Origin of the sequence: Sphingobacterium sp. UT-1RO-CII-1, assembly GCF_026711005.1 — a bacterium.
Taxonomy (GTDB): domain Bacteria; phylum Bacteroidota; class Bacteroidia; order Sphingobacteriales; family Sphingobacteriaceae; genus Sphingobacterium.
Window position 1 is genome coordinate 341832 of the sequence record NZ_JAPPVJ010000005.1, and the last position, 22650, is coordinate 364481.

The following is a 22650-nucleotide window of genomic DNA, read 5'->3' on the forward strand; positions in this document are numbered from 1 at the left end:
GTATTCAACAAAAAGAAGATGATGATTGTTTTTTGAACAGTGACACGGAGAGAGTAATAAACTCTTATAAACTGCTAGTTATTGAGTACAAAAAAGCAGAACCGATTAATGGGTGTTGTTTTGGTTTTTAAAGTATTTGATCTTACTGAGAAAAACCTGGGCCATTTTCTCGCCGCGATATACTGCTTCATCTGCTTTATCACCCTTAAAAAATTCGTAAACTGTACTTTTCCAAATGGACAGCCAAGCTTGAAAATGAGCAGCACTAATCGGCATCGTCGCATGTGGTGGAAATGGGCTGCCAAAATAGGTATGCTCTTCTAAAAGTAATGTTTGCCAAAAGGTATACATTTTCTTAAGATGCTCTTCCCAACGACCATCTAGTAGTTCATTGAAAATAGGCCCTATAAGCTCGTCCGACTGTACTCTTTGATAAAATGTATCGACCAGAAAACTGATTTCTTCTAATGTTTTTATCTCCTTCCTAACGGGCTTGACCCAAAACGCATCATGCCACATCAATTCAGGAATGGCCTTATCATGCTCCTGTTCTACAATCTGCCATTGAAGATCAGAAGCCACAGACTGTACCAATGGGAAGAGCTTTCGCTCCTCAAAACGTACATGATTTTCCAGACGTTCTTCAATCCGATTAATTGATTTAATGGTAAACGGCTCTTTTAAAATCAATCTTTTCAACAATCGGTGGTCAGAAATAGCTTCTTTAACATATGCATGATCTTCTCCCAAAATAGGGAACACAAACCTTTCCTCGATATCAAAATGCAACGCTAACTGATGCTCCCACATTTTAACTAAATAAGCCCCAATTCTATTAGGGTCAATTTCCAGTTCTAACCCTTGTCGTAATTTCAAACATAACAATAATGCAAAGTGATGTTCTCTACTTAAAGGCTGCAGTGCAGGATGTCGTTTTAGTGGTTTATTGACCATAATATCGTGTTTTAGACCTAAATAATTTAATAGCGAAACCTGCATATTTTAAACTTTACAATGCTAGCTCCCTCCTACTTCCGACTAGGAAAGATTATGCGGTTATACAACATTTTTTATTAAAGTTATGCATTTAAACAATAAAAGACAAATTTGTCTTTTATTGTTTAATAGGAGAAATTACTTATCTATCATGTCCCTGCGTTTTGACAATTTTATCATACACACCAAATAATAAAAAAGGAGAAGCCCACTGTCCTACAAGTAAAGCCGTATGCTTTTTGCCCAGACACCTAAGCGCTGCAGCTCCAGCCAAAACTCCCAAAGCAGCACAAAGAAACTTATATTTAAACCCGTATTGATTTTAAAGCGAGGACCCAATCTTTTCTCCCGCAACGTGTACATGAGCCACTGTCGGAAATACACCATACCACCAGCCCACAATACATACAGGAGACAGGCTGTTGATTATTCAAGCTATCAACAGGCTTATATTTATCTGGAAAAAGTGGTAATCCATATTTCACTTCCTCAGCAGGATAAAACAATATACTCATACTACCATCGACCTCCAGTACAGCAGTTTTCACCTGCCCTAAATGCTCTACCGATTGATTGCGCAACTCGGAGAAAAACTCCATTTGTGAAAAATCACCATCTTTCTCATGTTTAAGATCAAACATGCCCTCACGAACAACAATAAGCGGTTCGCCTTCTAGAATTTTGCGTATAAAAGCTGATTTGGACACAAGCCAACTAATTAGTTTATAAATAGCAATAACCGAAAAAAGAACAACAATAGCGTAAATAACCGGCAATTCTTCTTGAAACATCGGGTCGCCAGCGGCAGAACCTAAGCTCAGAATAATCGCAACTTCAAATAGTGTTAATTGACGAACACCCTTTTTGCCAGAAAGACGTAAAATCAGAAGAATAAAAATGAACATAATAACAGAACGGCCAACGATTTCAATTATAAAATCCCGTTCGACACCTGCTAAAAAAATTTTATCTAACTCCATAAACTCTAATTTTTCAGAAAATAAAATGTTGCACTATAAACGCCCCTTAGACTTAAATAACAAGAATATTTTCTAAATAGTTTTCAAAAACCTTTCCCCTCACAGATGTGTTGTAGGTAGAGAAAATAAATAAATTAAAAGGAGGATAAAATGAATATTGAACACAAGGGAACAGAAACAATCAACGACTTGATTTTGATTAATAATGATCGGATAGAAGGATACACAAAAGCCTTAGAAAATTTAAGAGATGAAAATGATAATGACTTAAGATCATTGTTTCAACATTACATTCAACAAGCACGACAGTTTAACGCCGAACTCAAACCTATCGTAGCAATACAGGGCGAAGAGCCTTCAAGCGGAACAAAAATGTCGGGAAAACTACATAGACTTTGGCTAGATGTTAAAGCTACATTTACAGGTCACGATAGAAAAAGTATTTTAGCAGAATGTGAACGTAGTGAAGATGCAAGTAAAAAAGCATACGAGGATGCTCTAAATGAGGTGGTAGATTTCCCCGCAGATGTAGCTAGCATCATTCGGAGCCAAGCAGCACAACAAAAAGATGCACACAACCGTATCAGGGATATGCGGGACTCAGCCCTGTAACCGATGGCTAAAAAGCCTGACACTATAAAGCAGTGTGATTTATGTAAAAAAGATCACACTGCTAGCTGCAAATTATAACCAACCACATACATATCACAGTTATACATTAACAGACAAATATTATGGCGAAAGATCATGGAAAACAAATAAAAAATCCTGAACAATACGAAGCACTACGCGACCAAGGAATGAGCAAAGAAAAATCAGCAAGAATTGCCAACTCGCCAGGAGCTAGTAAAAGAGGTGGACAAAGTAGCAAGTTGGAAGAACGGACAAAAAAAGAACTGCTAGAACAAGCGAAGAAAATAGGTATTACTGGCAGACACAATATGAACAAAGAAGAACTGATTCAAGCTATCAGACAGCATTAACAATGCGTTAAAAATCCGATACGACTACAGATACACTCCCAATCGACCGTAACAAGAAAGGCTACTGCAACAACAGTAGCCTTTTACTTTAAAAACACATTACTTATTATAAACTTTCGGTATTCGTATTTGTGGTATCTCTTTTATTTGTATCTATGGGGGCTACCATAGTATCTACCTCGTCCAAATTATAACGCGTATCCTCACCGTTTGGTGGCGGCAAAAGATTTTCTTGTTCATTACGTCTATTATCATCCGTCGGGTTTGAACAGCTCATAAAGGCAAGCGTACAGAAAGCACCGATTATTGTCATCAACTTAAATATATTCATATCTGTATAATTTAATTAAACTTTTATATGTGAATAATTCTGTTTTAAAACTTTAAGAAGATATTTCTTCTGGATATCTTAATAAAAAATAATAAAGTAAAGAATGGTCAATATAATGACCGCAACTACAATGACACGAAGTATATTAAAACCTGCAGGTTTATCATCTGGTTCTTCTATCACTGGTTTTGCTACTTCTTGTTTTTTGTCTATCATATCTATCATTTTTATGCTTTAAACCTGAAAAACCAATTCAAAGGCGCTCAAGCAATTAAAACAAGTTTAAAATTCCGAAAACAGGGACGTTATTTTCATAACTACCACTGTTTTATATAATAACACCTCTTTCATTAATTAGGTTCATACTAAATTGTAGTTCAGGTATTTATTTTAAAAAAGCGTATTAACCCGTGGATCTATGTTTTTCTCACCTCCCAATAAAAACAAATGAGCTTAATTATAAAAATGCCACTGCCAACCTATAGAGAAGTTTGGCTATAATTATTTAAACGATTAAAATTGATGGTATTTACATATTTAGAATAGAAAGTTTAGCTAGGTCTTTAATAGTTGAAATATTATTTAATTTTTTAATCCGCTTCTTTTTCACTACTTTGTAACATTCTTGTTAACAACAAGAGGGAAACGACAGTTTCCCCTACTATCTAGGAAAAATAAAACATTGAAACGCAGATCGTATATAAGCAAAACTATGCATCTACATGATATAATGATTTTACATAAACGCATCAATCTATTAATGTTTTTCAAAACCAGCCATGTATATACAACTTTATTGTAATAATAGAGTTGCGGCTTGTCATACTGTATGCTAAAATCATACGTTACATTTAAGCAGACAATGCTTTTAATTGTCTGTTTTTTTTCACCCTTAAACCTTTATTTTACAGTGCTTATTTAAAACCATGAAAAATAACATAAAGCAAATCTCCACGAATTCTCCCATACAAGAATTTGGACATTTGATAATAGCTGATACTAATATGAAGATAGTCGGCATCAGCGAGTACGCACTTAATTGGGCGACAGACAGCATAGATAAAGTAATTGGCAATACATTGGACGTATACCTGCCGAAAATTTTCAAGAAAAAAAGTATTTCATTTTTAAAAATAATCAGGCAGGTGATCAGTCAAAAAACACCTCGTCAAATAATTTCAAAGAAAGTACATAAAAAAAGATATTATTTTAAGTTCACTCTGCGTGATAATCATTTGTATATAGAATGGGAAGAACAGCTTAAAAAATACATTCCCACCGCACAAATGAACGAATTAAGCTTTCTTTTTGAGTCTTCTTACCCACATAATTGGTCGTTCTTGTGCAAAGCAGTAAATAAATTGCTGCACGTTGACCGTGTTTTTATACTACGTATACAAGAAAGCGGCTATAGTAAAGTATTGGCAGAACATGCTTGGAAAGGCATTAAAAAATATCATAACAAAGAGTTCTCAGAGGTTTTTTTTCCAGATAATTTTTCAACAATTTACCCCGAAGAACCTTATTGGTATTTTCCGGATCTATATAAGATGAATCAGAAGTTTTATTGGTCGCAAGAGGAAATTCAACCACACTACAGTAAGATGTTCTGCTTACCAAAGCTACATGAGGATTATTTAAAAAAGGAAGACGTAAGGTCGGTTATATTCTTCCCTTTGATGCTAAACAATGACTTCTGGGGACTATTAGTCGCTCAAAATGACACTCCAAAAAGAACCGATTTACAAAAACGAAAACTATGCTCTTTTGTTGTTCAAAATGCCATGAATAAGTATGAAAATAAAATAAAACAAGGCCTTTTAGACTTTAAAGAACAAATATTAGAGTTTGAAACAACACTAAAAGAAAGACTGATTACTGCAAAAACAGTAAATTGTGCGATAGCTTTATCTATGGACGAGCTTAAAGAAATGACAAATGCAGATGGCTTCGCAATATATAACCAAGGAGATGTTTTCCTGAATGGTACCTGCCCAACCAAAAAACAATTTTACGAATTAATTAATTATCTGCAAAAAATCACCGATAAGACGATCTTTAAGGACAGTAATTTCAGACTTAGACACGGTGCCAATTTTTCGGAAAAACTCCCTTTCGCCGGACTCTTATCTTATGCGATAGGTGCAGAAAAAGACCACTACCTACTATGGTTTAGGAAAGAAACCGTATTGAAAGTAACACAAGTCGGTATTAAAAAAGGAGCAAACGGAGATAAAGAAGCTTCAAGTACAGAGAACAGTATTTTTCATACTTGGGAAAAAGAAGTATTAGATTCAGCCATCCCATGGGATGATCAGAATATTAATTTCATAGAAAATCTTCAAAGAATTATTAATGAGTCAATAGTTAGTAGAAATAGAGAAAGGGAAATCACGACGGAAAAACTACTTTCCCTTAACAATGAGCTAGAGATGTTCACTTTCTCACTTTCCCACGACTTGAAAAACCCACTATCAATTTTAAAAATGGGGCTTCAGTTTCTCGATGCCTCTTGCTCTAAACTGCCGCTCGAGCAAAGACTGCGTTGGTACAATAATATGATGGAAAGCACCAAGAATATAGAAGACATCATTAATAACGTCATACATCTCAGCCAAAGTAGAATGACCAATATAACGAAGACGCCCATTCCGATGTCCTATACTATTCAGCGAATTGCAAATGAAGCAACTATGCTTCATAATGTACCTAACTGTTCTTTCAACTTCGGTAACCTATTACCTATTTGGGGGGAGAAAAGTGCACTTTACCAAATATTTTTAAACTTGATAGGGAATGCTGTAAAATATTCAAGTGCAGAAAAGACACCAAAAGTAACAATAACAAGCTTCTCAGAAAAAGAGGCTATACGTTATGTTATTAAGGATAACGGTATTGGTATCCCTAAAGAATTATTACCAAATATTTTCGAAATGTTCTCTAGGGCAAGCAACGCTAATCAATTTGAAGGAACAGGCATTGGTCTATCCCTCGTAAAACGTATCATGGATAGGCTTGGAGCAGAAATTAATATTAGTTCTCAGGAAAATAAAGGCACAGAGATCAATCTATATTTCCCACTGGTTTCTGATTTTCCATTATCTATGCTCGAGAGATAGATTTACATCTTCAATAATCTCCTGTAATGCTGATAAATCATCACTTTGGGCCATGAGAGCCGGTATAAGAAGTAGAAATTGATTTTGATATTCTTCATTGACATCTTTCAATACACTACTTCTATACAACGTGATAGTCCCAAGGACATGATGTTGAAGTAAAGTAATAGTTTCTACATCAGTTAATGGCCATTCAGCTGCATCTTCCAATTCAGAAGATTCAGACGATGCATACTTTTCTGATAAAGAAGCAAAAACAGGCTCGGTCAAATCATAATAACGTATTAAAGCCTCATAAACTTTCCGGCAAGACATATTCTTCGAATTGCTGTAACCGTTATTGATAAGAATACGACCTTGATCTCTTCGCTTGATTACTTCTATGTAATATTGCTTTTCTTCTTCTGATACAGATTTACTAGACACGCTACTACAGGCAACTATAGCGCATACTATAACTACTGATGTTCCTATATAAATACAACGATCTACTATCTTTTTACGTATCATGGCAAAATACATCAAAATGAAAAAAAACCTTATAAACCCGCATTATTTAAGAGACTAGACCATAACTAACAGCAAACTTAACTAAGGAAGCTGAGTTTTTTGTTTTAGTCTTATCAATCAAACTCTGTCTATGACCTTCAACCGTCCTTTTACTCAAAAATAATTTATCAGCAATCTCTAGGTTGGTAAAACCATCACTTATCAATTGCAAAACTTCTAACTCACGCTCGCTCAGATCAAATTTCTGCGCTATTTGCCTAACGTTATTGACACGACTGGGCTGCTCTCTTACAATATCTAAAAGCATGAATGCCAATTCCTCACAAATATACCTGCCACCTTTATAAACATATTCAATAGCAGACAACAGTTCATCATACCCCACATTTTTAACTAAATAAGCTCTAGCTCCCTTATCAAAAGCAATAGACACGTCTGTACTTTTATCTAACATCGAGAGAAAAACTACTTTAACAGAAGGGTATTCTTCAGAAAGAATACCTGCCAAGGTCAAACCGTCCATCTCAGGCATAGCTATATCAGTTATTATGATATCCGGAACAACACCGCTTGATAGAATATCTAAAACTTTTGTACCATCATCAGCCTCAGCAATAACTTTAATATTTTCTTGACTATCTAACAAAAGTTTAATTCCTCGTCGTACTACAAGATGATCGTCAGCCAATATTATATTAATCATATGATAACTTAAGTATATAGAATGTAACTTATTATTCTTAAAACCTATACTGAAAAATTTTGGATAGTATAGATAACTGTGAAACAAATATGATATATAACAAAAACTCGACCGTTTTCCTAAATAGCAAATCTCCTTTTACAGGCAGAGCAAGTAAACTCACCATACAGTAAAACAATCTTTCCCCACATGGGTAATATAGAGTTATAGGTGCATATCTACGACTGAGATATTAAAAAATCATAAAGTATTTCGTCCGCCAGTAACCGGGATAGTTGCACCCGCAATATAAGAAGATCCTACTGAAGCTAAGAAAACATAGCTTGGCGCTAATTCAGCCGGTTGAGCAGGTCTTTCCATTGGATTATCAGCGCCAAATGTATCATGATCAGGGATCGTGCTAGGAATCAGTGGAGTCCACACAGGGCCAGGAGCAACACAATTAACCCGAATACCTTTTTGCTCTTTACTTAATTGCAGATTCAATGCGTAGGTAAAGTGCTGGATTGTACCTTTTGTAAGAGCATAAGGCAATAATCCAGGATTAGGTTCATATGCATTAATAGAGCTGGTATTAATAATAGTACTACCAGGCACCATATGAGGGATAGCATATTGGCACATAAAAAACATAGCGTGCACATTGGTATCAAAAGTTTTGTTCCACTCTGCCGAAGAAATCTCAGCGAAAGACTCGTAGGTCATTTGATAAGCTGCATTATTTATTAGTATATCAATTTTACCCCATTCCGCAATGGCTTCATCAATAACCTGTTTACAAAAAGTTTCTTGCTTAAGGTCACCACGCATCAATATAGCCTGGCGATTTTCTTGTTCTATCAAGTATTTAGTTTCTAGAGCATCTTGCTCTTCTTCCTCGCTAAGGTATACTAACAATAAATCGGCTCCTTCTCTTGCAAAAGCTATCGCTACCGCTTTGCCGATGCCAGAGTCGCCTCCCGTAATTATTGCTTTTCTATTAGCTAAAACACCTGAGCCTTGATAACTATCTTCGCCGTGATCAGGTTTTGGGCGCATCATTTGTTCAGTTCCTGGTGGTGTTTGAGCTTGTTTTGCAAATGGTGGTTGACTATAATTTTCACCATGCTGATCTGTTTTTTTATTGTTTTCCATATTTTAAAAGTTTTATTTTATCCTTTTTAGGATTTCACCTATTAACCAATTGAATGTCTCTGTCACTACAGCACTAGAATTTTGCGCATTACATATTTTGGTTTTCCGATAATGTACTCCTTCTATCTCAAAGGATAAAAACACAGTACCTATCGGTTTTTCTGCGCTTTCGGATCCTCCAGGACCACTAAGGCCTGTGATAGAAATATAAATATCTGCCTGTTGTATATTTTTTAAACCCAACAGCAGACAATCTGTAACTTCCTGTGACTCGGCCGTAAAGTTCTCTATCATAGTAGAGGATACACCTAATAACTGTTGTTTGACTTGAGAGCTATAACAGACGACGCCTCCTAGAAAAAACATGCTCGCTCCTTCTAATTGAGAAAGGAATCCTGAAATAAACCCTCCCGACATGCTTTCTGCAAGAAAAATCTTATAGTTTTTTTCTAATAATAAAACACGTAGCTTCTCCAAATTGTCGACATCAATAAACATATTTTCATTCATCTCAAGTATATTTTTTTGTATCCCTTATTCTTCACATCCTACTTATAACAACCCTACATAACACCGCTTCGTTTTAAGTATCTATAAAAAACGTAAAAACACGTAGAGTAAAATAAACACAAACATGATTCACTTGAAATTACCGTATTTAACCGGAGAGAAGTTCCTTTATATCGTTTTTAAACTAAGTTACTGTATAAAAACCCTACGAATTACAATAAATACTAATAACACCTGTTAATACACGCGTTTATACTTTAAAGAGGCATTTTGGAACAGCAAATAGGTAAAAAGGCATATGCTTTGTATCGATAATTAGTAGATTAAAAATATAAAGCTATGACACAAAAAGAATTTAATTTCCAACTAAGTGAACATTCATCATTTTTATTCGAAAAAGCACTTTTCTTCACAAAGGATCATCAAGATGCCCTCGATCTTATGCAAGATACTTTTGTAAAATCAATCTCTAATTATCATAACTATGATTGTCAAACAAATATTAAAGGTTGGTTATACACTGTTTTAAGAAATACATTTCTCAACAATTATAGAAAAAACAAAAATGACAGAAATTATAAATGTGATTTGGAGCTCGCAAAATACTCTAGCAATGCCAACAACTTAGCTGGTCTCAGGAAAGTAGACTCAAAGCTAATGATGGAAGATATGTTTAAACATATTATCAGACTACCTAAACAGTACGCCCAACCATTTATATTACATTATAAAGGATACAAATACAGCGAAATTTCAGAAAAAACTGATACGCCTTTGGGAACCGTAAAAACTCGGATTCATAAAGCTAAAATAATACTAAGAAAGTATATCAAACCAAACTAATGCATTATGTTACTTATTAGTCACGACACTGATACTATTAACACTACTAAAGTGACATTAATGAGTATCAGTGTCTTTTTTACAATTAGATGCACCAGCTAGCTATTTCACATTTTAAAGCAACTTTCTTGTTGCTAGTAAATAGCAAACATTACCCAACTAGGCAGTAGAAGATATTTTTTTTGCTTATTAATGAATTTTTATAACAAAAAAGGGCATTGCCACATAACAATGCCCCTTCTACATTATAAAACTCTATGCTTATAAACTATTTAACCACTTTTCCACCTCGTCTTTTGTCTTTCCTGTCTTCTTTTGAAGGCGCCCTAACAATTCGTCTTCCTTGCCCTCAGCATAGAGCAGATCGTCGTCAGTTATATCTGCATAACTCTGTTTTACTTTACCTTTCAATTCATTCCAACGACCTTTCCACGTTAATTTACTCATAATATTCCTCCTTTTTTATAATTTATATATATCACTTTATTAATAAAACAACTATTAATGAGATATTGTTTTTATGAATTTATTTTTGTCTATATCAGTGATCTCCGTAATACTGTAGAAAATCATGGTTAAGAATAAAAAAGAGAGTTTTTTATATAATACGACTGTTTTGAATACGTTACTTATATATAATACTCATATTTTAATAAATTATTTTTTTGGATAAAGCGATAACAGGAAATACCCCATTAGAACGATGTCCCTATCTATCGGATAGGTATTCATGTAATATATTGATAAAGAAAGAATATTTTAATCCTAACAAAACCTGCAAAGATAGGCCTGCTTTATACATGATTAAAGATGCTATAGAAAAAGGACGTTTGCAACCAGGCGATACGGTAGTAGAAGCAAGTAGTGGTAATACTGGCATAGGAATAGCACAAATAGCAAATAAAATGGGATTTAAATGCTGCATTTTTGTTACTGAGAACTGCGCAATTGAAAAACTAAATGTATTAGAAAAGCTAGGCTCAAAAATAATAACTTGTAAAAATTCTAACGGCATAGATGACAGCGACTCAACGCAATATCATGCAGCTAAATTTGCAAATAACACTCCCTCATCTTTCTTTACCGACCAATATAATAACCCACAAAATCCGCAAGCACACTTTGAAACAACAGGCCCTGAAATATGGGAACAATCATCAGGCCTAATTACACATTTTTTTGCAGGGGTAGGCACAGGAGGGACAATATCAGGTGTAGGAAGTTACCTGAAATTAAAAAACAACAAGGTAAAAATATATGGTGTAGAGCCCAGAGGCTCTATACTTTCATATTTTAAAAAATACGGTAAGCTTCCTACCGATGGTAGAGTAATGGATAAAATAGATGGTATAGGGCGAAAGTTCGTACCGAAAGTTTTTAATCCTGATGTAGTAGACGATATTTTTCAGGTAGACCGACAACAGGCTATGCAGTGGGCTGACGATTATTATAAAGGCCAAAATATACCACTAGGCTTTTCAAGCGCTGCCTTATTAGTAGCCTTAGAGGAATATGTTAAAAAAAATATCATAAAACAAAAAGATAATATTGTTTTACTTTTTGCAGACTATGGAGATCGCTACATAAATAGCCTATATCCTGCATTGCTTAAAAAAGAAGCGAGTCATGATTAACTATAGTGATTTTGCAATACCACTAGCTTGGCCCGATAAGACGGCTTTCGGTGATGAAAAATGGATGGCTGTTTTAAAGAAATGCGGCATAGTCAAAAACCTAAATTTCAAGGTTGGCCATGCTGCTATTCTTTTAGTGTCAAGACGTACAGGACAGATTGATTATTACGACTTTGGACGCTATGTCAGTCCGCGAGGCGACGGTCGAGCACGTTCTAAATTATTTGACCAGCGACTATCTATGCAATCTATAGCCCAATTTTCACAAAACACAATAGTTAATTTACCAACTATATTAAACGAACTAGACGATATGGAAGACGCTACACATGGAGGCGGGCGACTTCTATTTTCTATGGTGCCAAATATTTCTCAGATAGCAGCCAGCCAATATGCCGATGTACTGGCCACGAAAGGGCCAATCCCGTATGGCGCTTTTGCCGCAGGGAACAATAGTTGCTCGCGTTTTGTTGCGCAAGTACTCATCGCAGGGATGAAACCTAAAGATCGACGAATACGTAAAATAAAATATCCCGAAACAATAAAGCCAAGCCCCTTAAGCAATATTACAAACACACATATTGATGGCTTTATAGGGTGTTACGATAAAGGCGAATTGACCTATTGGAAGATGAACCGCTTACGTTCTTTACAGTTTCACTGGCAAGCAATAAAAGAAAATTTATCCCACAAACATGTTCTTAACTTAGGCAACGACAGGGGCAACGGACAAATAAAACAGCCAAACAACAAGCCCCATACGCTGCAAGATAATGCACAATGGCTCGGAGGTATAGGCGAAGGCATGTGGTTTCAAGTGAGTTTAGTAAATCAAGATAAATCCTATTACAAATTTGAAAGCTTCACCCACACTGGAGTATTAGTCAACGAAGTATACACCCATTATCCCCTAAGGACTTTTGATATAGAAAGCCCCTTTGAAATCACCATGCAGATGGACGGACAATACTTCATTCTACTACAAAGCAATACACAACACCTATTTAAAAAAATAGAAGATAATATTTATAAAAAAACATTAAAGGTAATTTAAAATGGAAGTAACACTATTAAAAGCAAAAATACATACAGTTAAGGTAACGGAGGCCAACGTAGCATATAATGGTTCTATCACTATCGATGCAGATTTACTTGATGCAGCGGGTATAAAAAAATATGAACAAGTATATGTCAATAATGCGGTGAACGGAAGCCGTATAATGACTTATGTTCTCCCTGGAAAGAGAGGAAGTGGCGAAGTATGCATGAATGGTGGTGCAGCATTACATGCCAATGTGGGTGATACAGTGCACATACTATCTTTTATAAATATGTCGCCAGAAGAAGTCGATAAATACCAACCTACGCTCGTATTTACAGAAGATAATAACCGTATAAAATCTATAGAGAAATATAGCTATTGATTGTTATGCCCCCCAGTTTTCGACAGCAAATTGGGGGCGTATTTTATTAAAAGTTCAACTTATTACCACCGTCCAGATTTAGCAGACAGCTCTTAGTATACAGCCATACAAACAGATTGTAGGGGTAAAAGCACAGGTACACAAACAAAACATTCTTCACTATAAAATTTACTCAGAACCAAAGGGCGTCTTATTTTTGCTCTCACTGCTGTACATCCGCAATAGCAAATTTCCCTTCCTCTACGTCAACTAAGATTTTACTTATATAATCTTCTTGAAGAGTAATATCTTTTAACACAACATCAAACCATACCCCATGAGCTGTCTTGGAAGCAACTTTACATTTTTCAACTTCTATACTATCCCAATCTTGACCAGAAATAAGGAATCCTAAGCCTATCCCTGCTTTTGAGGTATCAAACCTGCCTTTCCATTTTTCATCAAACTCTTCTTCACTCATACCCTCTTCTACATCTAAGCCGACTTGCATAGCGTCGGTTTTATACTGATAATATGCAGAGGTAGAAATACTTCTCCTAACTTCATCCAGCATGCCAAGTTCTGTTGTTGTAAAGTATCTATTTATACTTTGCATCAACCACTCCCGTTCTTTAGACACAGTAGTATCCGCTAGTACTGTTTCCGTATTTACTGCTTTCTTGGAAGTGTCTGTATTATTTTGTGGTGCACATGCAAAAACCATACACACCAATGCACTCATTACTGTTTTTTTTAACATCGTTACTCGCTAATGATAAATTACCTGCAATTAAGTGTTCACCCGTTTTTCTTATGGCTCACAAAACAATAAAAGCAGCATTCTTTTACAGCGACAAATTAAATCATTATTTTTTTCACACGACGATTTTTCCGTATTAAAAACATACCTAAATAGCAGCTCACCTCGTGTCAGCTAATATCATGTGCCTAAATATAAACCACCATTTCATAGCGTCAGCCATATGCCTATTAACCTCATAGTTGTCCATTCCGAATGCTGACATCTTTTTCGCCGAATTAATTACCGATTTCACCGAATTTTAGATTCATTTGGTCGAAAACCCGTTTCCTACTTCTTTAATCTGCCCTACTTTTGAATCAACAAATACGACAAGCATTTATAAAAAAATTAACAAAAATAAAGACCATGAGTAACATTATCGCAACCATCATCACTGTCTGTACATTCGCATTTGGATTCAATGCTACTGCAGTAGAAAAAGCCAACCCGCTAAAAGATGTAAACACCAAAAAATTAGCACATACCTATGTAGAGGCTATTACATCTGGACATGTCGAGTATAATAAACATTTATTCACAACAGATTTTGAATACAGTAACGCCAACAACGGACAGACAAACAATAAAACTGAATACCTTAATTTTTTAAAGAAAAATAAAGGTTTACAATACGACTGTGAAACTACTTACGAAATATTGGATCAAACAAATGCGATAGCGCTAGCTAAAGCAAGTATGAAATTCAAGAATTTCACACGCGTGGATTACATCACAATGATTCAAGCAGAGGATGGTTGGAAAGTGAGTAAAGTAGTAACTACCTACCAATAGAAATCTTTAAATTTTCACTATACTATTTTTTTATGCCTGTAACTTTTACAGGCTTTTTTAGTATTCGAAAAAGAGAGATAATAACTTTAACAAAAGATTGACAAGTACTGCTTAATTAACGCCTTTCTTTGTAATAAATATCTTCAAGATACTGCTCTACGCTATGTGTATACTGTTCTTTTGGGCCCCACTCGTCTAGCTCACCATCTAGAAAGAAAAACCAGTTTTTAGTAACTTCATCTTCTACAAAGATATTCTGAGACTTCTGCATGATAGTATATTGAAAGATTTCAACAATACCGTTATCAAAGCGTTTGGCTCCTATAAACTGGTCAGGCTTACCCATAACTCCCATAAAATCGGTCTTGGACATGCCTATGGAAACAAGATTAAGGTCTTTGCGCAAGGATGTTGCACAACCGCTTAATAAAAAGTGAAACAAAGTAAGTAATAGGATAACGTTCTTCATGTAATATACAGTAGTAGTATGAAAAACCAAAAATACACAAAAAGAACGTTATATCACGACAGATTAAAAATGCTGTTAATCTTGCATCAACGCACTACGTCCACCGTCGATAAGGTAGGTAGTGCCATTTGCAAAAGCCCCGTATTTACTAGCTAAAAAAACACACCAACCACCTATTTCTTCGGCAGTCCCTAAACGTTTAACAGGATGTAAATTTACAGTATTTGCTCGTGCTACTATCGGATCATCAAAAGAATCGAACCATTCCTGATTGCCAGGCGTATCTATGAATCCTGGAGCAATACCTACAGCTCGAATACCCGGCCCCCATTCCATAGCAATAGACCTAACCATAGCCAACAGACCTGCTTTAGCCACACTATAAGGAAAACATCCGGGCATAGATGAAAAAGCATGATTAGAACCTATGAGTACGACCAACGCATCGCCAGAAGCAGCTAGCAAAGGCTTTATTGCCTTTGCTAGCTGCCAATGTGCTTCCAAGTTTAATTTTTGATTGAAATTCCAGTCTTCTTGTGTGCATTCTTCTACGGGGCTGAATATATTTTTTCCGGCATTGGACACAAGAACATCAATTTTTCCATACGTTGATTGAATATTCTTTACCATCGTTTCAATAACAGCAACGTCAGTAACATCAGCTTTATAATAATGCCATAAAGAGCTTCCTAAAGAGTCCTTAAGCCTATACACCAGCGGATGTGTTTCTTCCAGCTCGGCACAAACAATAACCTGTGCCCCAGCTTGTGCAAAAACCTGGGCAATACCAAGCCCTATGCCTGAAACTCCGCCTGATATGAAAACTATTTTATCACTTAAATCAATAGATAAAGACATGCAAAATCACTTTTAATTAAACATAAAAACCTACTCTGGGTTCTAAAACACCAGGATGTTTTTCCATTTCCTCTTCCACCAAATCAACGCCCAACCCTGGCCGATCAGATAATGTCAAAACGCCATTTTTCACCATATCAGCAATCGGGTGATCAATAACTTCATCACGCCACGATACATCATTGAACATAAATTCCTGACGGAAGAAGTTAGGCACAGAAGCGCAGACATGTGCACTGGCTAAAGTAGATAAAGGTCCATTAGGATTGTGCGGTGCAAGTAGAACGTTGTATGCTTCCATCATAGTGGCCATACGTTTCATTTCAGAGGGTCCACCGCAACGGGTAATATCCGGCATCATAATATCACAAACATGCTGCTCTAAGACAGGGCGGATACCATGTCGTGTATAATGACGTTCGCCTACACAAATCGACACATTGGAGGGTATACGTTCGCGCATTGCACGCAGTGTATTTGCATTTTCAGGCCCTGCAGGTTCTTCATACCATGTAATATCTAAAGCAGATAGTCGTTGTGCCATTTTTACAGCGACACGATAGTTAAGCATAGCATGTGTTTCGATCATGATATCAAAGTCTGGTCCCACAGCATCGCGCACCGACTGACTGACTTCAAAAGCCAGGTCCTGCTGAGCTGCCGTTAGCGTAAGATTAGAGGAAAGATCCTCGCCATACAAATAATTGGTATGCGCAAAGGGGTCAAATTTTAGTCCCGTAAAGCCTGCCTCCTTAACTTTTAGTGCTTGCGCAGCATAGTCAGCGGCATTATGTCCGCCGCCCGTAAACCAATAATTGGCATATAGTAAAATATCTGTTCGAAAAGCACCGCCTAACAGCTCATAACAGGGTACACCCAATACTTTAGCTTTTAAATCAAGCAAAGCCATATCTATACCGCTGATCGCGCACATACTAGCGCCGTATGGCCCAACCCAATTAAGGTCACGATAAAGTTTTGTCCAAATAAAATCGGTTTTCATAGGATCCAAACCTATAACACGTTGCCCTACGTGCTTAGCAGCTTCGTATACTAACGGACTGCCGGGCCAATTTGTAGCCTCTCCAACGCCGGTGTGCCCCGTATCCGTATATATTTTAAGCATAGTCCAGTTGTATTTAACCCCTTCGACCAACCATACTTTGACGTCTACTATTTTCATCTGTATATAATTATTTTTCTTTTATCTTGTTGCTAGCATACACCAAATAGCTTATTTGCTCACTAAAAACAAAACTATCGGTTGTATGTTCTAATTCTACTGAATAAACAGAGTCATTCCACCTCTAATCACATCGCCTTTCTTTAACGTAAGGCGTCCGTTACTATGCGGAGAGCCATAAAATGGCTCTGAACCATTATTGGTATAATCGGCCACTAACCATTGGATACGCTCGTCCTGTTTCCAAGTTCGTGACGCATGTTTCGCGTTGGAAAACACCTTAACTGCCGCCTCAGCATCGTTCCGAAGACTTGCTGTATAAATATTCGCTTTAGTAGATCTAAAATCATTTGTACCCAAAGTACTCGGCTCATCTTTCCATACTTTTGCCAATGGTTTACCATGTGCTTCAACTTCATAAACCTCATTAGCCCCTAACAATGCTTCACCCTGATTACGGCCGATATGATCTTCAGGGTAATAACTAAATGTACCTTTTCTATCCCAACTTAATTGCGCATAGCTCAACGGAAGTTCCATCATAAGGCCATACTGGTAAACAGGAAGATCAGCCTGATCGTAGATCATTTCATAGTACGTCTTTAATAAACCTTTGCTATCGAAAACAAAACGTTGCTTTCCTGTACCATTTTGATACATTAGGTTGACATCAACGAGTATACTATCTTGGGCATCTGTAGCTTCAACACCTGTAGCAAACAAGGTGTATTGCTCATAATGTTTGATAGGGTATATATTATTCTGATAAGTCTCTCCAGCTACATTTGGCTTACCACCATCTTCCTTATTGGCGGCGATGACCGCTACAGAAGGCCCTTTTGTTAAAACCTGTGCTCCATTTTTGCGAACAGAAGTCATTAGACCGTAGGTTTTACTAATGGTATAATGCACATCTCCTTGCTGTACATAAATAAAGGCTGAATCTTGTGTTAACGTAAGTGCTTTAACTGCTGTAGGATAAACCGTCGCTGCTCTTTCTTCAAAGATTTCTCTATCTATTTCGAAACCGCGACTATCAAAAGCTGATATTTCTAATCTACGGTAACTTGTGATACCCGGAATAATCAGTACACCTTCAGAGCGGGCTGGTATTGCAGATTTTACAGTTATACTCTGCCCATCAACTTCAACATTAAAAGTAACATCAGCTAGGGAGCGAAAATCATAGCGATTGGCTACAGTTACGGCAATTCCCTTATCTGCTAAGCGAGGGTTGGATATTTTAACGGGCGAATAAGCCTTTTTCATTCCATAAAACTCTGGTTTTGCTCTACGCCAACCATCAACAGGCCCCCAAGGACCATAACCGACAATACGCCCATCGGGTAGATGAAAAGTATCATCGATACCACTCCAGATTGCGCCTCCCAGATTACCCTTATGCACATAAATCGAGTCGAAAAATGTGACCATCCCCGCATTGAAAGCCTCACGTACGCCAGGGTCTGTCAACAGTTCTCGTCTATTATAAGTAGATAGGTGTGCATACTCGCCAAATAAAGTAGGCCTCGACATGGTATCCGTAGCTGCAGGCCCGGTTATTCCGGGGTAATGGTAATTGGCAATATCAGCCTTGCTCCCAGCATTATTAAAACCGCCCCAAGTTTGATCATGAAAACTTGTAGGCCGTGTTTTATCCAATCCTTTCACAACTTTATTAACTTCTACCCAGAGATCGCTCCAGCGCGACTCATTGCCTAAAGACCATATAATCACAGATGGATGTTTTTTGTAACTCATCACGTTGTCAATATTAGCCGCTAACATCGTAGAAAGATATTTCTTGTCCTGATAATCCCAGTGCCTCCAGATAGGCGACGCATGGTGCATAATCCAGTTTAAAGCCGATTCACTCTCTACATACAAGCCAAGCTCGTCAGCCGCTTCTAAGAACTCTTCGGACGCAGGATAATGCGATGTGCGGATATAGTTTAGATTACCAGACAGGAATAATTCGGCATCCTGACGATCCAGCTCGGGCTTGGATGCCCTACCCAATAAAGGGTGGACCGCATGACGGTTTACTCCTTTTAGCTTAACAGGTCTTCCATTCACTAAAAGCTCATTTCCTTTCACTTCTATTTCACGAAAACCTACTTTCTGCTTCGTCGTTTGCAACACCATAGAACCACTCAAAAGCTCCGTCGTCAGCTCGTAGAGATACGGCGTTTCAGCTGTCCAGGCATTAGGCTTATTCACTTTCACCGCATAGTCTATTGTAACTTGCTCCTGAGTCTGAATATGCTTTTTGTCTGTGTTTTTTTGAAACACCTGCCTGCCCTCTTTATCTTTTAAAGTATAACGCAGCACAAGATCAGCCGCTAGGTCAGATTGGTTGGTCAGAACAGCGTCTAAATTTAAAGTTGCATGTTCAAACTTGTCATCAAAGTCTGTTCCCACATTAAGATCAGCAATATTCTGCTGTGGCAACGCAAATACCGTTACTTTACGCAAAATACCTCCAACGGTGTGCGCTGCATATTGTGACGTACAGGACAGAATATCACTTATCGTATTAGCACGTACCTCAACTGTTAATTGATTTTGCCCGATTCTTACCGCATCGGTAATATCCATTTCAAAAGCAACAAATCCCCCTTCATGACTGCCTATCGTTTGACCGTTAACTTTTACCAAAGCATGCGAACTAACAGCATCAAATTTGATTACGATCCGGTTTCCCTTCCAGTTTTCAGGAATATCAAAATTTCGCTCATATACGGCTTTTTCGCCTGGAGCTACCGAGAATCCCTGCATTTCCCACTCACCTGGAACAACGATCTGACTAGCTTGTCCAGCCTCTACACGAAAACTCCATCTACCATTCAAAGAAAAGCTGGGTTTGTCCACTTTCCCCACTTGTATTGGAACAGGTGAGATACGTTGGCTCAGCACCTGTTGCTGCGCTATACCTACCTGCGTTAGGCTTATAACCAATGCAAGTATTATACTTTTTGTTTTATCAATTACCATACTTTTACATTATTCCATATTTGTCAAAAGCATCTTTTGCACCCATACCTTCCAAAACTTTCTGCAAAACTACTTTTTCACTTCTAGCTTTTTCCAAAGCACGCGTAAATATTTCGGCTTCATGTTCTTTCGGCACTACACATACTCCATCTATATCGCCGATCAAGATATCGCCATCATTAATCAAAATATTATTAAAATAAATAGGCACTCGCCAATCGATAACTTTACCGCGAGGAGCCTGATCTTGTGCATAGCGACCTAACGAAAAGCATGGAAAGTCTAGTGCGAGAATACCGGTTGTATCTCTAGAGTAACCATTAACTACTGCACCAGCCCCACCCAACATTTTTGCTCGTGCACTCATAATTTCACCCCAAACGGCATATTCTGGGGAAGAGCCACTACATATATAAATTTCATCTTCTTTTAAATCGTCCAATGCTTCTAACATATAACCGAAGGTTTTTGCCAACACTGGGTTTTTTGATGTTGACTCACCTAAGGAGCAGACATCAGCTTCTAAAACTGTCATAGCACGACCAACAACAAACATATCGTCACGTAACGGTTGAATATCGGCACCTAAAAACTGGTGAAACATCCCCATCTTATCCATGATATCACCAATAACCGCTGTAAACAACTCTCTACGTACAAGAGCAAAAAGCTCTTTGTCATTACTCCACTCTAATTGCATAATGTATTTTTTATTTACTTGTATATTTATATTAATCGACTATTTATTTCAACCTACCAAAGCACAATATACAGTGCAGTAACTATACCTATAATCAGTAGACTGATAATTTTAAAAGAATCAGAGACAAGAAACATCTCTTTTTTTAGAACAATCCCAGAGTTTCTGGCTCGCTTCCTATCTATGAAACTGACGAATATCATGGTTAGTACTGTAAAAATAAAGACAACCAAAATTCTATTCATAAAAGGCAGCTCATTCAACCAAAAATTTTTAAACACTAATGAATAGAAAAAAGTAGATACAGCGCCAGCTAACGCTGCATTTGCTGTTGTCCAATTGGTTAAAATTCCCATTAAGAAAATAGCTAGAACCCCAGGTGTAATAAAACCGGTAAACTCTTGGATGAATTGAAAACCTTGGTCGAGGTTACTTAACAAAGGAGCTAAAGCAGCGCCAATAAAAAGAGAAATAACAATAGCATATTTACCCAATTTGACAAGTGTTTCTTCGCTTACTTGATCGTTCTTTATATGCTTATAAATATCCAACGATACTATCGTTGCAATACTGTTCACCTTACCTGCCAATGAAGCTACAATAGCGGCTGTCAATGCAGCAAATGCCATACCCTTAAAACCTGTTGGCAAGATAGACAGTAACAAGGGATAGGCTTTATCGGGCTTAACAACACCCGAGTCAAGCATGCCATGCGCAAACACACCTGTACCATTTTGGTAAAGATAAAAAGCAGCTATGCCAGGTAGCACAACAATAAGAGGTATGAGCAACTTTAAGAAAGCAGCAAACAACATTCCTTGTTGAGCGGTTTTTAGATCTTTTGCCCCCAAAGCTCGCTGTGTAATATACTGATTACAACCCCAGTAAGAAAGGTTCATAATCCACATACCACCAATAATAACCGACCAGCCAGGCAGATCCATATAAGCATCTCCTCCATCAGGTTTAATCAATTGTCCCTTTTCAATAAACATATGAAAATGCGAAGGCACCTCATCACGCAAAACGCTGAGACCTTGCCACCAGCCCTGTAACCCCTCAGAATCGGCTACTAAACTAACTGCTACATAAGTCGTCGTAAGTCCACCTATAATCAAAAGCACGACCTGAATAACATCAGTATAACCGATAACCTTCATTCCACCCAAAGCAATCACAGCTGCCAATACGGCCAACACCCAGACACACCATATAAATGGAATATCTACAATAGCATGTATAGCTAAAGCTCCCAGGTATAAGATAGAGCTCAGATTTACAAAAACGTAGACCAAAACCCAAAAAACAGCCATAATCATACTAACCCGGGCATCAAAACGCTTACGCAAAAACTCGGGCATCGTATATATTTTGTTTTTCAGGTAAATAGGCAAGAAGAAGTAAGCCACTATAATAAGGCCTACAGCTGCCATCCACTCGTAAGAAGCAATAGCAATGCCTACTGCAAAGCCCGAACCAGACATGCCGATAAACTGCTCAGCAGAAATATTTGAAGCAATAATAGAAGCACCTATGGCCCACCATGCTAAAGATCCTTCGGCCAAAAAAAAGTCGTGGCTCAGAGATCCTGAGCTCGACTTTTTCTTATAGATATAATAACCATATCCGCCCACTAGGACGAAGTACAGCATGAATATGATTTGGTCTATCCAACTTAACATAGCTTAGCTATTAAAATATATCGC

The 22650-nt window shown here is 37.2% G+C and carries 24 protein-coding genes; 8 read left to right on the top strand and 16 right to left on the bottom strand.

Annotation, left to right across the window (positions count from 1 at the left end):
* Positions 1–105: 105 nt before the first annotated feature.
* Both ORI89_RS13240 and ORI89_RS13245 read right to left on the bottom strand, forming a co-directional pair.
* Positions 106–999: a hemerythrin domain-containing protein gene (locus ORI89_RS13240; RefSeq protein WP_268230966.1), complete on the bottom strand. Its 894-nt coding sequence runs from the start codon at positions 997–999 to the stop codon at positions 106–108.
* 302 nt (positions 1000–1301) lie between these two features.
* Complete coding sequence (locus tag ORI89_RS13245) at positions 1302–1976, bottom strand: DUF421 domain-containing protein (RefSeq protein ID WP_268230967.1); 675 nt, start codon at positions 1974–1976, stop codon at positions 1302–1304.
* A gap of 150 nt (positions 1977–2126) precedes the next feature.
* Here ORI89_RS13245 and ORI89_RS13250 point away from each other — a divergent pair, with 150 nt between their 5' ends.
* Positions 2127–2588: a ferritin-like domain-containing protein gene (locus ORI89_RS13250; protein WP_268230968.1), complete on the top strand. Its 462-nt coding sequence runs from the start codon at positions 2127–2129 to the stop codon at positions 2586–2588.
* Positions 2589–2710: 122 nt separating this feature from the next.
* Positions 2711–2959 (top strand): DUF7218 family protein, encoded by a 249-nt coding sequence (locus ORI89_RS13255; RefSeq protein WP_268230969.1) that lies wholly within the window; start codon positions 2711–2713, stop codon positions 2957–2959.
* Between the two features lie 106 nt (positions 2960–3065).
* Here the strand turns inward: ORI89_RS13255 and ORI89_RS13260 are convergent, their stop codons facing one another.
* Together ORI89_RS13260 and ORI89_RS13265 are read right to left on the bottom strand one after the other, a co-directional pair.
* On the bottom strand, positions 3066–3290 hold the full coding sequence (locus ORI89_RS13260; RefSeq protein WP_268230970.1) for a hypothetical protein: 225 nt from the start codon (positions 3288–3290) through the stop codon (positions 3066–3068).
* A gap of 78 nt (positions 3291–3368) precedes the next feature.
* Positions 3369–3506, bottom strand: a complete 138-nt coding sequence (locus ORI89_RS13265) for a hypothetical protein (RefSeq protein WP_268230971.1) — start codon at positions 3504–3506, stop codon at positions 3369–3371.
* Between the two features lie 710 nt (positions 3507–4216).
* On the opposite strand from ORI89_RS13265, the gene ORI89_RS13270 reads away from it, so the two are divergent.
* Positions 4217–6409, top strand: a complete 2193-nt coding sequence (locus tag ORI89_RS13270; RefSeq protein WP_268230972.1) for an ATP-binding protein — start codon at positions 4217–4219, stop codon at positions 6407–6409.
* On the opposite strand, the gene ORI89_RS13275 is transcribed toward ORI89_RS13270, so the two are convergent.
* From ORI89_RS13275 to ORI89_RS13290, 4 genes are all read right to left on the bottom strand, one after another.
* Entirely contained in the window at positions 6389–6919 is a 531-nt protein-coding gene (locus ORI89_RS13275) for a hypothetical protein (protein ID WP_268230973.1), read from the bottom strand. The genes ORI89_RS13270 and ORI89_RS13275 overlap by 21 nt on opposite strands.
* 46 nt (positions 6920–6965) lie before the next feature.
* On the bottom strand, positions 6966–7622 hold the full coding sequence (locus tag ORI89_RS13280; protein ID WP_268230974.1) for a response regulator transcription factor: 657 nt from the start codon (positions 7620–7622) through the stop codon (positions 6966–6968).
* A gap of 240 nt (positions 7623–7862) precedes the next feature.
* The gene (locus ORI89_RS13285) at positions 7863–8756 is read right to left on the bottom strand and encodes an SDR family oxidoreductase (protein ID WP_268230975.1); all 894 of its coding nucleotides are present in this window, start codon (positions 8754–8756) and stop codon (positions 7863–7865) included.
* A gap of 12 nt (positions 8757–8768) precedes the next feature.
* Entirely contained in the window at positions 8769–9266 is a 498-nt protein-coding gene (locus ORI89_RS13290; RefSeq protein WP_268230976.1) for a CinA family protein, read from the bottom strand.
* A 339-nt stretch (positions 9267–9605) separates the two neighbouring features.
* Here ORI89_RS13290 and ORI89_RS13295 point away from each other — a divergent pair, with 339 nt between their 5' ends.
* A complete protein-coding gene (locus ORI89_RS13295; RefSeq protein ID WP_268230977.1) occupies positions 9606–10109 on the top strand; it encodes an RNA polymerase sigma factor in 504 nt (167 codons plus the stop codon).
* A 261-nt stretch (positions 10110–10370) separates the two neighbouring features.
* Here ORI89_RS13295 and ORI89_RS13300 read toward each other — a convergent pair whose 3' ends face one another.
* Positions 10371–10556 carry a CsbD family protein gene (locus ORI89_RS13300; protein ID WP_268230978.1) on the bottom strand — a complete coding sequence of 62 codons (186 nt, stop codon included), beginning with the start codon at positions 10554–10556 and terminating at the stop codon, positions 10371–10373.
* 218 nt (positions 10557–10774) lie between these two features.
* Here ORI89_RS13300 and ORI89_RS13305 point away from each other — a divergent pair, with 218 nt between their 5' ends.
* The 3 genes from ORI89_RS13305 to panD are packed head-to-tail and all read left to right on the top strand — an operon-like array spanning position 10775 to position 13167.
* Positions 10775–11743 (top strand): PLP-dependent cysteine synthase family protein, encoded by a 969-nt coding sequence (locus tag ORI89_RS13305; protein ID WP_268230979.1) that lies wholly within the window; start codon positions 10775–10777, stop codon positions 11741–11743.
* A complete protein-coding gene (locus ORI89_RS13310) occupies positions 11736–12797 on the top strand; it encodes a DUF6695 family protein (RefSeq protein WP_268230980.1) in 1062 nt (353 codons plus the stop codon). The genes ORI89_RS13305 and ORI89_RS13310 overlap by 8 nt, the downstream gene beginning before the upstream one ends.
* 1 nt (position 12798) lies before the next feature.
* The gene (gene panD / locus ORI89_RS13315; RefSeq protein WP_268230981.1) at positions 12799–13167 is read left to right on the top strand and encodes an aspartate 1-decarboxylase; all 369 of its coding nucleotides are present in this window, start codon (positions 12799–12801) and stop codon (positions 13165–13167) included.
* Positions 13168–13369: 202 nt separating this feature from the next.
* Here panD and ORI89_RS13320 read toward each other — a convergent pair whose 3' ends face one another.
* On the bottom strand, positions 13370–13888 hold the full coding sequence (locus ORI89_RS13320) for a hypothetical protein (RefSeq protein ID WP_268230982.1): 519 nt from the start codon (positions 13886–13888) through the stop codon (positions 13370–13372).
* Between the two features lie 426 nt (positions 13889–14314).
* On the opposite strand from ORI89_RS13320, the gene ORI89_RS13325 reads away from it, so the two are divergent.
* Positions 14315–14740, top strand: coding sequence for a nuclear transport factor 2 family protein (locus tag ORI89_RS13325; RefSeq protein ID WP_268230983.1), 426 nt, complete (start codon positions 14315–14317; stop codon positions 14738–14740).
* A 115-nt stretch (positions 14741–14855) separates the two neighbouring features.
* Here ORI89_RS13325 and ORI89_RS13330 read toward each other — a convergent pair whose 3' ends face one another.
* The 6 genes from ORI89_RS13330 to ORI89_RS13355 all read right to left on the bottom strand — a co-directional run bounded on the left by ORI89_RS13330 (position 14856) and on the right by ORI89_RS13355 (position 22626).
* Positions 14856–15209, bottom strand: a complete 354-nt coding sequence (locus tag ORI89_RS13330; RefSeq protein ID WP_268230984.1) for a hypothetical protein — start codon at positions 15207–15209, stop codon at positions 14856–14858.
* 75 nt (positions 15210–15284) lie between these two features.
* On the bottom strand, positions 15285–16067 hold the full coding sequence (locus tag ORI89_RS13335) for an SDR family oxidoreductase (protein ID WP_268230985.1): 783 nt from the start codon (positions 16065–16067) through the stop codon (positions 15285–15287).
* A gap of 16 nt (positions 16068–16083) precedes the next feature.
* A complete protein-coding gene (locus tag ORI89_RS13340) occupies positions 16084–17250 on the bottom strand; it encodes a mandelate racemase/muconate lactonizing enzyme family protein (protein ID WP_268230986.1) in 1167 nt (388 codons plus the stop codon).
* Between the two features lie 96 nt (positions 17251–17346).
* Positions 17347–20244, bottom strand: a complete 2898-nt coding sequence (locus ORI89_RS13345; RefSeq protein WP_268230987.1) for a glycoside hydrolase family 2 protein — start codon at positions 20242–20244, stop codon at positions 17347–17349.
* Between the two features lie 4 nt (positions 20245–20248).
* Positions 20249–20944: an RraA family protein gene (locus ORI89_RS13350; protein WP_268230988.1), complete on the bottom strand. Its 696-nt coding sequence runs from the start codon at positions 20942–20944 to the stop codon at positions 20249–20251.
* A 53-nt stretch (positions 20945–20997) separates the two neighbouring features.
* Positions 20998–22626: a sodium:solute symporter family transporter gene (locus ORI89_RS13355; protein WP_268230989.1), complete on the bottom strand. Its 1629-nt coding sequence runs from the start codon at positions 22624–22626 to the stop codon at positions 20998–21000.
* Positions 22627–22650: the final 24 nt, after the last annotated feature.